Origin of the sequence: Gordonia sp. SID5947 (genome assembly GCF_009862785.1) — a bacterium.
Taxonomy (GTDB): domain Bacteria; phylum Actinomycetota; class Actinomycetes; order Mycobacteriales; family Mycobacteriaceae; genus Gordonia.
The window spans coordinates 4,788,493-4,802,846 of sequence record NZ_WWHU01000001.1; the positions used below are offsets into that span (position 1 = coordinate 4,788,493).

At 68.4% G+C, this 14,354-nt stretch carries 4 protein-coding genes (1 of these 4 running past the window's edge); 3 read left to right on the forward strand and 1 reads right to left on the reverse strand.

Going from position 1 to position 14,354, the window contains the following annotated elements; all coding sequences use genetic code 11:
• The 3 genes from GTV32_RS23685 to GTV32_RS21705 form a co-directional block, all read left to right on the forward strand.
• Positions 1-12,884, forward strand: the 3' portion of a protein-coding gene (locus GTV32_RS23685; RefSeq protein WP_237421985.1) for a non-ribosomal peptide synthetase. 5,116 nt of this gene lie to the left of the window's left edge; the window shows 12,884 of its 18,000 coding nt (coding positions 5,117-18,000); the start codon falls outside the window, past its left edge; it ends in the stop codon at positions 12,882-12,884.
• A complete protein-coding gene (locus tag GTV32_RS21700) occupies positions 12,881-13,123 on the forward strand; it encodes an MbtH family protein (protein ID WP_161062075.1) in 243 nt (80 codons plus the stop codon). The genes GTV32_RS23685 and GTV32_RS21700 overlap by 4 nt, the downstream gene beginning before the upstream one ends.
• Before the next feature lie 255 nt (positions 13,124-13,378).
• Positions 13,379-13,687 carry a hypothetical protein gene (locus tag GTV32_RS21705; RefSeq protein ID WP_161062076.1) on the forward strand — a complete coding sequence of 103 codons (309 nt, stop codon included), beginning with the start codon at positions 13,379-13,381 and terminating at the stop codon, positions 13,685-13,687.
• 45 nt (positions 13,688-13,732) lie between these two features.
• On the opposite strand, the gene GTV32_RS21710 is transcribed toward GTV32_RS21705, so the two are convergent.
• Positions 13,733-14,284, reverse strand: a complete 552-nt coding sequence (locus tag GTV32_RS21710) for a DUF4190 domain-containing protein (RefSeq protein ID WP_161062077.1) — start codon at positions 14,282-14,284, stop codon at positions 13,733-13,735.
• Positions 14,285-14,354: the final 70 nt, after the last annotated feature.

A 14,354-nucleotide genomic window follows, 5' to 3' on the forward strand; every position in this document is an offset into this window, starting at 1 on the left:
TCGCACGTCAGGGCGTGACGTCGGTGCACTTCGTGCCGTCGATGCTGTCGGTCTTTCTCGACGTGGTCCCCGCCGACACGTTGAGTGCCCTCGACCGGGTGCGCTGGCTGCTCACCTCGGGTGAAGCGCTCCCGCTCGCGGTGGCGACCCATGCCCACGAGGCGCTGCCGCGGACGAAGATCGTCAACCTGTATGGCCCGACCGAGGCCACCGTCGACGTGACCGCGGTCGACGTGACGGGAGCCGAACACGTCACCATCGGCCGCCCGGAGTGGAACACGTCGACGTATGTGCTGGATGCGCGGTTGCGTCCGGTCCCGCAGGGCGTGCCCGGCGAGCTCTACCTGGGTGGCGTGCAGTTGGCGCGTGGCTACGCATCCCGCCCCGCGCTCACGGCCGAACGGTTCGTGGCCGATCCCTTCGGGGCGCCGGGTTCGCGGTTGTACCGTACCGGTGACCTGGTCCGGTGGAGTGACCGCGGTGAGATCGAGTATCTGGGACGCACCGATTTTCAGGTGAAGTTGCGTGGTCAGCGGATCGAGCTGGGCGAGATCGAGTCGGTCATCGCCTCGGCGCCCGGTGTGGTGCATGCGGCGTGTGCGGTGGTCGATGCGCCGACCGGCGGCCAACACCTCGTCGCGTATTTGGCGCCGGCCTCGATCGAGCAGTCCGCGGTGAAGGCGGTGGTGGCGGACGCGTTGCCGGAGTACATGCGACCGTCGGTGTGGATGCTGCTCGACGACATCGAACTCAACAGCTCCGGCAAGCTCAACCGAAAGGCGTTGCCCGCCCCGGTGTTCGAGGCAGGGGAGTACATCGCCCCGGCGACCGACGCCGAGGCGACAGTGGCGACGGTGTTCGCCGACGTGCTGGGCGTGGACCGGGTGAGCGTGACCGAGTCGTTCTTCGGTCTCGGCGGTAACTCGTTGTCGGCGATGCGGGTTGCCGCACGGGTCGCCGACGACCTGGGTGTCGACGTCTCGGTGCGGGACCTGTTCGAGGCGCCGTCGGTGCGGGAGCTGATCGAGGCCGTCGCCGGCCGCGGACAGACCGTGGCGCCCTTGGTCGCCGGCCGGCGACCGGATCGGTTGCCGCTGTCCCTGGCGCAGTCGCGGATGTGGTTCATCAACCGGTTCGACCCCGCGTCGTCGGCCTACAACATTCCGATGGCCCTTCGCCTCACCGGTGCGCTCGATCTCGGCGAGCTGGTGGGCGCACTGGGTGACGTGATCGAACGGCACGAGGTGTTGCGGACGGTGTATCCGACCGACGGCGACGGTCCGATCCAGCACATCCTCACCGCCGATCGCGCCCGCGCCCTGTTCGATTGGCGCGTGGCCGACGACCAGCACGAGGTGGCCGTGTCGGCGACCGAGGGCTTCGACGTGACCGTCGACCTGCCGATTCGTGGGCGTGTGTGGCGCTCCGGCGACAACACCCATGACGTGGTGCTGACCGTTCATCACATCGCGTTCGACGGTTCGTCGACGGCTGTGTTCGTCCGGGACCTGCTGACCGCCTACATGGCGCGGGTCGGCGGTGACGTCCCCGGCGTGCCCCCGCTCGCCGTGCAGTATGGCGATTACGCACTGTGGCAACGCAAGATGCTCGGCGACGTCGACGATCCGTCGAGTCGGCTGGCGCGACAGCTCGGCTATTGGCGTGACCACCTCCGGGCCCTGCCGTCGGTGACCGACCTGCCGATGGATCGGCCACGGCCGGCTGTCATGGCGACCACGGCCGGCGTGGTGTCGATGACCGTCGATGATGATCTCGCCCGACGGGTCGAGGAATTCGCCCGCAGCGAAGGTGTCACCCCGTTCATGGCGACGCATGTCGCGCTCGCCATCCTGGTCGCCCGGCTGGCGTCCACCGACGACGTCGTCATCGGGACACCGATCGCCGGACGGACCGATGCGGCGCTCGCTGACCTGGTCGGGATGTTCGTGAACACGTTGGTGCTGCGGACCGCAGTGCAACCTGCGCAGTCCGTCTCGGACCTCGTCGCACAGGTACGGCAGGTAGATCTCGACGCATTCGCCCACGCCGACGTCCAGTTCGAGGAGCTGATCGACGAGCTCGCGCCGACCCGGTCGACTGCCTTCCCGCCGCTCGCGCAGATCGCGTTCACCCATGTGGACGACGACCCGGGTACCGCGGCGCTCGAGACCGCCGGACTCGTGGCGGAGCCGCTGGAACTGGCGGATCAGGTGGCCAAGTTCGAGCTGTCGGTGGCGGTGACCGGACGGACCGCGTCATCACCCATGACCGTCGACTTCGTCTATGCGCGTTCGCTTTTCGACGAATCGACCGTTCGCGGATTCGTGATGTCGTGGCTGCGGGTCGTCGAGTCGATGGTCGACGACCCGGACGTCGCGGTGGGGGACATCGATCTGATCACCCCGTCCGACGTGGCCATGTTGGCTCCGGTGAGCGGTGGGCCCCCGTCGCCTCCGCGGCTGCTGAGTGCGATGTTCGCCGATGTGGTCGACCGCCACGGCGATCGTGTCGCCGTGGTGGACGCCACCGGGGCGGAGCTGACCTATGCCGCACTCGACGCCCGATCGAATCAGCTGGCACGATGGCTGGTCTCGCAGGGCGTCGGCGTCGAATCGCTGGTGGCACTGGCCATCGGCCGATCGGTCGAGTTGCTGACCGCGATCTGGGCGGTCGCCAAGACCGGCGCGGGCCACCTGCCGATCGATCCGGCCTACCCTGCCGATCGCATCGAGCACATGCTGTCCGACTCGGGTGTCCGGGTGGGGCTCACCGTCGAACGCCACCGATCCGAGATGGGAACCGTGGTCGGCTGGACAACACTGGATTCCCCGGAGGTCCGGCCGGTGATAGACGGGATGAGTCCGGATGCGTTGGCGCCGAGCGAACTGATCGGCACGCCACACGTCGATGCGGTCGCCTACGTCATCTACACGTCGGGTTCGACCGGTACCCCGAAGGGCGTTGCGCTCACGGCTCGCACGCTGGAGAACTTCGCGCTGACCGAGGTCGATCGGTTCGCGGTGACCGATCGATCGCGGGTGTTGGGGTTCGCATCGCCGAGCTTCGACGCGTCGGTCCTGGAATGGCTGATGGCCGTCGGTGCGGGTGCGGCCCTCGTCTACCGCCCCGAGGACGCCCTGGGCGGGGAGCCGTTGGCCGCGTTCATGCGCGGGCAGCGGGTGACGCACACGTTCCTGACGCCGACGGTCCTCGCCACCCTGAAGCCCGAGGACCTGCCGGATCTGCAGGTGCTGGCCGCCGGCGGCGAGGCGGTTCCGCCGGCGATGGTGGAGCGCTGGGGGTCGCACGTCAGGTTCCACGACATGTACGGGCCCACCGAGACGACCATCGTGGTGGCGATGAGTGACGCGATGCGGCCCGGAGTACCGACGACGCTCGGCGGTCCGATACCGGGAGTTGGCCTCCTGGTGTTGGATTCGCGGTTGCGGGTGGTGCCGGTCGGTGTGGCCGGCGAGTTGTACGTCGCGGGCGGTGCACTTGCGCGCGGATACATCGGGCGACCCGGACTGACCTCGCAGCGTTTTGTCGCGCATCCGTTCGGGACCGACGGGGAGCGGTTGTATCGCACGGGCGACGTCGTGCGCTGGCGGCGCGATGATTCGGGCGGGCTGGCACTCGACTACCTGGGCCGCAGCGACGATCAGGTGAAGCTGCGTGGTCTGCGCGTCGAATTGGGGGAGATCGAGGCTGCGCTCGCCTCCCATCCGTCCGTCGAGTCGGCGGTCGTGATCGGCGTCGGCGGTTCGGTCGCCACGGCCCTGGCGGGTTACGTCGTACTCCGCGACGACGTCGACACCGGTGCGCTGAGGACTTTCGTGGGCAGTCGACTGCCGTCGCACATGGTGCCGTCGAGTCTGACGGTGCTCGATGCGCTGCCGTTGACGCCGGTCGGAAAGCTTGACAAGCGAGCACTGCCGGAGCCGGTGGTCGACGTGGACCGCGAGTTCGTGGCCGCCGCCAATGCAGCCGAACAGTCGGTGGCACAGGTGTTCGCCGAGGTACTCGGCGTCGCGCAGGTGAGCGTGACGGAGAGCTTCTTCGAGTTGGGCGGCAACTCGCTCTCCGCCACCCGTGTGGCCGCCCGCGTCTCGGAGGTGTCCGGGGCGGAGGTGTCGGTTCGCGACGTCTTCGAGGCGCCGTCGGTCCGTGAACTCGCCCGAGGGCTCGACGGCAGGGGCCTCGGTCTGGCACCGGTGGTGGCCGTGACGCCGCGGCCCGGGCGGGTGCCGCTGTCGTTCGCCCAGTCGCGTATGTGGTTCATCAATCAGTTCGATCCGTCGGCGTCGACCTACAACGTGCCGGTGGTCCTCCGGCTGGTCGGCGCGCTCGACGTCGCCGCGCTGCGTTCGGCGCTCGTCGACGTGGTCACCCGGCATGAGGTGCTGCGCACCACGTTCCCCGCGGTCGACGGGTCGCCGATCCAGGAGATCGCGGCTGCCGACGGCATCGCCGATCGACTGGATTGGTCGGTCGTCGATTCCGCGGCCTCGCTGGAAGCGGCCGTGACCGAGGGCTTCGACGTGACCGTGCAATGGCCGCTGCGCGCGCGCCTGTGGCACGTCGACCACGACGAGTGGGTGTTCGCGTTGGTGGCTCACCACATCGCGGCCGACGGCGAGTCGATGGCTCCGCTCGTGGGTGATGTGGTCACCGCGTATGCTGCGCGTTCCGCCGGGGCCGTCCCGGAATTCGCGCCACTCGACGTACAGTTCGCGGACTTCGCGATCTGGCAGCACGAGGTACTCGGCTCGGCAGGCGACACCGAATCAGTGGTGGCACAACAGCTCTCGTACTGGTCGCAACAGCTGGCCGGGTTGCCCGACGTGCTCGAGCTGCCGTCCGATCGTCCGCGGCCGGTGGTCGCGAGCCAGCGCGGCGATCAGGTGCCGTTCCGCGTTCCCGCGGACGTTGTCGAGCGGATCGGGTCGGTCGCCAGGGAGTTCGGTGTGACACCTTTCATGGTGGTGCACGCCGGGTTGTCGGTGTTGCTCGCGAGGCTGTCGGCGACCGGCGACATCGCGGTCGGCACCCCGGTGGCCGGGCGTGGCAGGCGCGAACTCGACGCCCTGGTCGGCATGTTCGTCAACACCCTGGTCCTGCGTGCACAGATCGATCCGACGATGTCCTTCGCCGAGGTCATCGACCAGGTCCGGGTGACCGATCTCGACGCCTTCGGGCACGCGGATGTTCCCTTCGAGGCGTTGGTGGATCATCTGGACCCGGTCCGGTCGGAAGCGTTCGCGCCGCTGACCCAGATCTTGCTGACCTTCCATCAGGCTTCCTTGCCCGAACTCGCGGCGGGAGTCGGGGCCACCGCGGTCGCGGGCCTGAGCATCTCGCCGTTGGAGGCCCCCGAGACCCCGGCCAAGGTCGACCTGACCTTCGGTATCGCGGCCGACTCGCCGGATGAGGCCTGGCCGGCCCAGATCGTCTACGCGACAGATCTCTTCGATCGGTCGACCATCGAGACGATGGCGGACCGGTTCGTGCGCGTACTCGCCGAGTGCGTCGAGTCGGTCGACCGGCCGGTCGGTGACGTCACCCTGCTGTCGGCCACCGAGGCCGCGCAGATCGCGGCCATGCCCGCACCGGTGCTCGAGACGGTCAACACCGGTCTCTCCCTCGTCGATCTGTTCCGGTCGACCGTTGACGAGCACGGTGGACGGCAGGCGGTGACGGCAGGTGGCGTCACCCTCTCCTACGAGGCGTTGCAGACACGTTCGGACGCGGTCGCGGCCGCACTCGCGATGCGCGGTATCGGGGTGGGTGATCTGGTTGGTGTCGCCACCGCACGAACGGTGGATCTCGTCGCCGCGATCGTGGGTGTGCTGAAGGTGGGGGCGGCTTATCTGCCGCTCGACACGACGAATCCCGCCGACCGCCTGGCGTTCATCGTCTCAGACGCCGCAGTCGACACCGTGATCACGGATGCGGCGACCGCAGGGCACGAATTGTTCACGGTGCTGCCCGCGGGCGTGACGACCGTGCACGTGGCCGATCTCGCGGCCGAGGGCGCGGCGCGGCCGGTACCGCCACCGGTGATGATCCCGCCGTCGTCGCGGGCGTACGTGATCTACACCTCCGGGTCGACGGGCGTACCGAAGGGAGTGGAGGTCACCCACCGGGATGTGGTGACCTTGATGGACACCGCGGCAGGCGATTTCGAGTTCCTTCCCACCGATGTGTGGACCATGTTCCACTCGTACGCATTCGATTTCTCGGTCTGGGAGCTGTGGGGGCCGTTCCTGTCCGGTGCCCGGCTCGTCATCGTCGACCGGAACCTGGCGCGAGACCCCGACGCGTTCGTCGAACTGCTGGCCGCCGAGGGCGTCACGATCCTCAGCCAGACACCGTCGGCCTTCTATCAACTCGTCGATGCTCGCCGACGCAACAGCGTGGATCTGCCGTTGCGGTACGTCGTGTTCGGCGGCGAGGCACTGAGTTTCGATCAGGTGCGCCGGTGGTTCGACGATCACCCAGGCGACTCACCGCGGCTGGTCAACATGTACGGCATCACCGAGACCACCGTGCACGTCAGCTTCCGCCCGCTCGACCGTGCGCTGGTTGCTGCCGGCGACGCCTCGCTGATCGGTCGTCCGCTGTACTCGCTCGCCATCCACATCCTCGACGACCGACTGCATCCGGTGCCGCCAGGGGTCGTGGGCGAGATGTATGTCACCGGTGGGCAACTCGCGCAGGGCTATCTCGGGCGGCCGGGCCTGTCGTCGACGCGATTCGTCGCGAGCCCGTTCGCCGACGGCGCCCGGATGTATCGGACCGGCGACCTCGCACGTCGCGTTGGCGACGACATCGAGTATCTGGGACGCGGCGATGCGCAGGTGCAGCTGCGCGGATTCCGTATCGAGTACGGCGAGATCGAAGCCGCCCTGCTCGGCGTCGAGGGGGTGGCCGCGGCCGCTGCGAGCGTCGTCGACCTGCCCGGCCGTGGTGAACAGCTGATCGGTTATGTGGTCGCAGAATCCGGTGTCGAGCCGGAGTCGCAGTCCGTGCGTGACATCGTGGCGCGGGCGGTGCCCGGTTACATGGTGCCTGCGCTGATCGTCCCCGTCACCCACCTGCCGCTCACTGCGAACGGCAAGCTCGATCGGCGGGCTCTGCCGATGCCGGAGATCGAGGGCGGCGCCGAGGATCACGTGGCTCCGGAGTCGTCGGTCGAGGAGACGCTGGCGCAGGTCGTCGCGGGCGTACTCGGTGTCGACCGGGTGAGCGTGGTCGAATCGTTCTTCTCACTCGGCGGCGATTCGATCCTGGCGATCCAGGTGTCGTCGGGCGCGCGGGCGGCCGGCCTGGTGGTCTCGCCACGGGACGTGTTCGAACACAAGTCGGTACGCGCGATGGCGCGTGCGGTCGCGGCCGGTGGCGCGGACATGGCGTTGCTGGCGGAGCCGTCCGGCGGGGGCCGGGAGATGGTGATTCCGCCGGTCGCTTCCTGGATGCTCGAGTTGTCGGACTCCGCAGACGATTTCGCCGACTTCTCGCAGTCGGTGGTGCTCGTCGCGCCCGACGGACTCGACGCGGCCACCTTGCGAGAGGTGCTGCAGACGGTCGTGGCCGCGCATCCGGTGATGTCGGGACGTCTGTTCCTCGACGAGGGTCGGTGGATCGGTACGTCCGGCGACGGTCGCGGATGTGTGGTCGGTGCGACGACCACCGACGCGAGGACCACGTCGGCCGAGTTCGGTCACGAGTTGCACGCGGCGCATGCCGTTGCCCTCGGTGAGTTGAATCCCGCAGTCGGGCAATTGGTGTCGGCGATGCTGGTGACGGGCGCCGACGGCGCACGCGTGGTGTTGGCGATCCACCATCTCGCCGTGGATGCGGTGTCGTGGCCCATCCTCATCGAGGACGTGGTGACCGTCTGGGGTCAACTGCAGGCGGGACAGGAACCGGCCGTGCGGGCCGAGGTGACGTCGGCGCGTGCCTGGCACGCCGCCCTCGAGGCGCAGGCTGCCGACCGCGAGGACGAGGTCGATCACTGGCTGGTGCGCGTGGACCGCGCGCCGACGAGCTTCGGAGCGCCGCTGGACCGTGTCCGAGATCGCTTTGATTCCGTTGCGACGCAGCGGGTCCGAATCGATCCGAAGGTGACCGAGGCGCTGCTCACGACCGTGCCGGAGGCGTTCGGCGGCCATGTGAACGACGCGCTGGTGGCGGCGCTGGCACGCGCGGTCCGGTCCTGGCAGCAGTCGCATGCCATCGCCGACGACTCGCCCGTCTCGGTGCTGATGGAGGGGCATGGCCGGTACGAGGAGGTCGTCGAGCGCGGTTCCGACCCGCGAACGGCGGATCTGTCGCGAACCGTCGGCTGGTTCACCGCCATCTCACCGATGTCCGTCGACCCCGCCGACGGCATCGTGCACGCGGTGAAGGCGGCGAAGGAAGAACGGCTCGGTCACCCCGATCGCGGGATCGGGTTCGGGCTGTTGCGTTTCGGCGGTGATCGGCGACTGGCCGGCTGCCCGCTGCCCTCGATCGGCTTCAATTTCTTCGGCGCAGGTACCCGGGGGACCCGCGAAGAGATCGAACTCCCGTTCATGGTCGATTCGGATGCACCCTCGCTGCCGGCGTCGGTGAGCGGCGCGATGACGGCGATGAATGTCCTCACGGTGAACGTGGGCACCCGACAGGTCTCCATGCCGCACAGTCCGGGAGTCGTGGACGGCGACCGCGAGCTGGTGGCGGATTTCTTGTTCGTGCAGGGGATCCTGTCGGCCGACGATGCCGCCGATCTCGCGCGACGATGGTCGGACGAACTGGCGGCCGTGGTGGCGACACTGGCCGAGGCCGATCCGGGCCTGTCGCCGTCGGACGTGCCGGGCACGGGGGTCACGCAGGCCGACCTCGACGCCCTCGCCCAGCGGTACCCGGGTGCGGATGTCTGGCCGTTGGCGCCACTGCAGCGCGGACTCCACTTCGAGTCGGAGATCGCCGGGCACCACGGTGCGGGGTCATCGGTGGATGTGTATGTGGTGCAGTCGATCCTCGAACTGGGCGGCGAGATCGACGTCGCGCGGCTGCGGGGCGCGGCCGAGGCCCTGTTCGCCCATCACCGGGCGTTGCGGTCGGGCTTCGTGCGCACCGGTAGTGGGGCGGTGGTCGCAGTGGTCCCGGAGACGGTCGAGCTGCCGTGGCAGGTCGTCGACGTCGACGAGGTGGCGCCCGACGGCCCCGCCGACGACGTGATCCGCCGGATCGCGGACACCCAACGGTCCGTGCCGTTCGACCTGGAGGCGCCGCCATTGATGCGGTTCGCCCTGATCCGCCACGGTGACACCGCCCACCTGGTGGTCACCAACCATCACATCCTCATCGATGGATGGTCGGGACCGTTGGTGCTCGCCGATCTGCTGGCCCTCTACGCGGGGGGCGTCACCTATACGGGTCAGATCGGTCGCGGCGACAGGGACTTCGCCGACCATCTGCGGCGCCTCGCCGACGTCGACCGAGCAGCCGGGCTGGCGGCCTGGCGTGAGGTGCTGGCCCCGCTTGAGGGCCCCACCTTGGTGGCACCGGGGGTGGAGGCGACGCCGGAATCGTTGCCGCAGGATCGGTCGACGATCCTCGATGCCGAGCTGACCGCGGGTATCGAGGCGGTGGGACGTGCCGAGGGCGCCACGGTGGCCACGGTGTTGCAGTTCGCCTGGGCCGTGTTGCTCTCGCGGCTGACCGGTAATCAGGTGGTCACCTTTGCCGAGACGGTGTCGGGTCGGCCGGCCGATCTCGAGGGCGTGGAGTCGATGGTCGGGCTCTTCATCAACACCCTGCCGGCCGTGGTGGACGTGGATCCCGCCGCACCCATCTCGGAGGTTTTGGGTCGGCTGCAGGCGGCGAAGGTGTCGGTACTCGACCACCAGCACCTGGTGTTGCCGGAGTTGACGGCCTCGGCCGATGTCGACGGTGCCCTCTTCGACACGCTGACGGTGCACGAGTCCTATCCGGTGGACACCGACTCGTTGTCGACCACCGACGCAGCGCTGACCGGTGGCCTCGAGATCAAGGACTTCGAAGGTACCGACGCAACGCACTATCCGCTGAACATGTCCACGTCACCGGTTGCCGGGGAACGGATCTCGCTCACGCTCAAGTACCTTCCGGCGGCCTTCGACGAGCGTCAGATCCAGGTCTTCATCGATGCGCTCGTGCAGATCCTGCGGGCCGTCGCGACCCGGCCGGACATGCTCACCGCCGACATCCCCCTCATCGGTCCGGTCGACGGACGAGCGCTCGCGCACGTGTCCGGTGGCGCCGGCACCGAACCCCGGTTGCTGGTCGAGATGTTCGGCGACGCGGCCGCCCGATACCCGGATCGGATCGCGGTTGTCGACGGCCACGGTGCTTCGCTGACCTACGCACAGCTCGACAGTCGTTCCAATCGGCTTGCGCGGTGGTTGATCTCGCGTGGCATCGGTGTCGAGTCGCTGGTGGCGCTGGCGATCGGCCGCTCGGTGGAACTGCTCACCGCGATCTGGGCGGTGGCCAAGACCGGCGCGGGCTACGTGCCGATCGACCCGGGTTATCCGGCCGAGCGGGTGGCCACCATGGTCGAGGATTCCGGTGCGATCCTCGGTCTCACCACCGCCACCGGCGACCTGCCGGATCAGGGGTTCGCCTGGGTTCGTCTCGACAACGAGGCAGTGGGCGCCGAGATCGGCGGCTTCGGCGACGGCCCGCTGCGTAGCGACGAGACCCTGGGTCGGGTCCGGCCCGAGAACGTCGCCTACGTGATCTACACATCCGGCTCCACCGGACGCCCGAAGGGGGTCTCGGTGACCCATACGGGGTTGGCCAACTTCGCCGCACAGGAGTCGACGCGACTGGCGGTCGGCCACGCGCCGGTGGTCCTGGGCTTCGCCTCACCGAGTTTCGACGCATCGGTGCTCGAATACCTGCTCGCGACCGTCACGGGTGGAACTCTCGCGTACCGGCCGGCGGATGCGGTGGGTGGTCCGGCGCTGCAGGACTTCATGAACCAGCATCGCACCACCCACACATTCCTCACCCCGACCGTCCTGTCGACGCTCGACCCGGCCGGACTGCCTCACCTCGAAGGGCTGATGGCCGGCGGTGAGGCGGTCCCGCCGTCGATGGTGGAGGCGTGGGCACCGCACGTGCCGATCCACAATCTCTACGGTCCGACGGAGACGACGATCGGCATCACCCTGAGTTCCGCCATGGAAGCCGGGCGACCGGTTCGGCTGGGCCGCCCGCTCGCGGGTGTGGAACTCCTGGTCCTCGACGGTCGTCTGCACCCTGTACCCGTCGGGGTCCCGGGTGAGTTGTACGCCGTGGGTGGCGCATTGTCGCGCGGCTATCTCGACCGTCCCGGGCTGTCGGCGCAACGATTCGTGGCGAACCCGTACGGGGGCGCCGGCGAGCGGATGTACCGGACCGGCGACGTGGTGCGCTGGCGACGCGACGAGGCAGGCGAGCTCGTACTCGAGTACGCGGGTCGTTCCGATGACCAGGTGAAGTTGCGCGGGCTGCGTATCGAGCTGGGTGAGATCGAAGCGGTCCTCGCATCACATCCCGCGGTCGAATCGGCGGTGGTTCTCGGCGTGGGCGGATCGGTCGCGACGGCACTGGCCGGATACGTCGTGGCGGACTCCGCGGTCGACGTCCAGATGTTGCGTGAGTTCGTCGGCGCGCGGCTGCCCTCGCACATGGTGCCCGCGGGTATCGCCGTCCTCGACTCGCTGCCCCTGACGCCGGTCGGCAAGCTCGACAAGCGGGCGTTGCCCGAACCGGTGTTGGGTACCGATGCCGAGGAGTACGTGGAACCCGCGACCGATGAGGAGCGGATGGTGTCGCAGGTGTTCGCCGAGGTCCTCGGCGTCGACGGCGTCGGCGCGCTCCACAGCTTCTTCGACCTTGGTGGCAACTCGTTGTCGGCGACCCGCGTGATCGCGCAGCTACGCGAACGCGGCGCCGACGTGGAGCTCGCCTGGCTGTTCAACGATCCGACCCCGCGGGGCCTCGCGGCCCGGATCGGCGGCGGGTCGGGCGCCGGTGGCGATGTGGTCATCGCGCTGAATGCCCAGGGCTCCCGGCCGCCGCTGTTCTGTATCCATCCGGCCGGCGGTCTCGCTTGGTTCTACGGCGGCTTCGTCCCGTATCTGCAGGACCGTCCCGTCTACGGCGTCCAGGATCCGCACGCGGTCAGCGGGGAGCCGAGTGCCGAATCCATCGAGGAGATGGCCGACCGCTACCTCGCCGAGATCCGCCGGATCTCCCCCGAGGGCCCCTACCATCTGCTCGGCTGGTCCCTGGGCGGTTACGTCGCCTACGCGATGGCGACGGCGCTGCAAGCCGAGAGGCAGGAGGTCGCATTCCTCGGCGTCATGGACTCCTCGCCGGTACCGGAGTCGGCTGAGGAATCCGTGGGCGTCCAGCTCGGTGGAGATTTCGTCGGTGACTTCCTCGGCGGCTGGCGTGACCTGTTCGACCTGGGCGAGGACGTTCATGCGGAGTCCGCCGAGGACGTCGCGGAGATCATCCGGCAGCAGATATCGTCGATGGGCCTGTTGAGAGCCGATCAGGTGCAGTGGGTGATGGACAGTTTTGCCACCGGGGAGGCGCTCGTGGAACAGTTCCGACCAGCACCGTTCGACGGTTCGCTGCTGGTGTTCACGGCCACGAGGGACAAGGAGGACCCGAGCGCGGTCGCCCGCGGCTGGGAACCCCATGTGAACGGTTCGATCACCAACGTCGACGTCGACGCCGACCACCTCGGTCTGGCGAACGCTTCGGCGCTGGAGGTCATCGGACCCGAATTGAACCAATGGTTGACTATCGATGGCGGTCACACGCAGGTGACCGGTGAGAGTGGAAAGGACCGACCATGACCAACCCCTTCGATGACGAGGACGGCCGCTTCTTCGTGCTGGTGAACGACGAGAACCAGCATTCGCTGTGGCCGACGTTCGCCGACATCCCGGCCGGCTGGACCAAGGTCTTCGGTGAGGACAGTCGCGCCGCGTGCCTCGAATACGTCGAGCAGAACTGGACGGATCTGCGTCCGAAGAGCCTGATCGACGCCATGGAGGCGGATAAGGCGGCTCAGAACGGGTCGACTTCCGAGTGACATCGCGGCGAAATGTCGCACCGATAACGCTTGCACATCAAGCTCATTGGACCCTCCAATAACATTGGTCACGGACGTAACATCTGAACATGGCAGTTAACACAGAGTTTCTGTGGATTCGCCGATAGATACGCGTCACCGGTTCCCAAAGGGCTTTTAGCAAGGCAAGCTATATACAAGGACCCGGTGCCAGTCCGAACTGGGAGGCAGAGTGGCCAGGGTCGACATCACGAGGTCGGGGGAGTGGCTGTGAAGATGAATGACGTGCTAGAGGACATTCAGCGGCGAGCGCAGGTGACGCCCCGCCTCGCTGCGGTGCGCTTCGGCGACGACGTCGTCACCTACGGCGCTCTCGACGAGAGCATCTCGTCATACGAGACCGTGATGGACCGCCACGGTCTTTCCCGTGACGCCGCGTTTCATGCCGGGCTGCTGCATTGCATGCCGTCCCTGACCCGCATCGACGGCACCACCGAGCGCAATCGAGTGGTCGGCGAGGTCGTCGCGTGGCTGGCCCGTGACATCGAGGGCGGCGCCGAGGGCGGTTTGCGCGCAGTCGGCTAGGCCGACTCCCGATGGCCGCGGCGCCGCGTTCAGGCGGCGTCGGTCTCAGATCACGGCGAGAACGGCCAGGATCACCAGCAGGATCGGTGTGCCGACGATGACGCTCGCCGTGCCCGCGACGATGGCCGTCACCGCCCGTCCGGTTCCCTGACGTCGCTCCGGTCCCGAACCGATCTGGACAACCGCCGCGATCCCCAGGACGACACCGACGAACCCGAGGATCGCCCCGATCCCGAGCAGCGCCAGCGGCAGGGAGACCGAGGAGGCCACCACAGCGGCCGTCGCCGTACCCGGCGCCGGCCGTTTGCGCTGTCGGTGGCCGGGCGGGAGAGCGAACCGCGTCCCGGTCGCATGCGCGGGCAGATGTTGATGTGCCGCCGCCGCGGACCACGCGGGATCCGACCACGTCGGGTCGACCGTGTGCGCCGGCAGATCCCAGAGCTCGCCGACTCGGGGCAGAGGTCCGTCGACGCGCGTCGCCGCTGACGACTGCGGTTCGAAGGCGGTCTGTTCGTGATCCTCGGATGGCGGCCACCGCAGGTGGCGATCGGTGATCGGGGCGTCGATCGGCTGGGTGGGGTGTTCGGTCACCCGCATGGCGAACCTCCTGGCGGCCGGTGGGGGTGGGTCGCCGGTCCATTCTTCCTGATTCGCTCACGATCTGCCG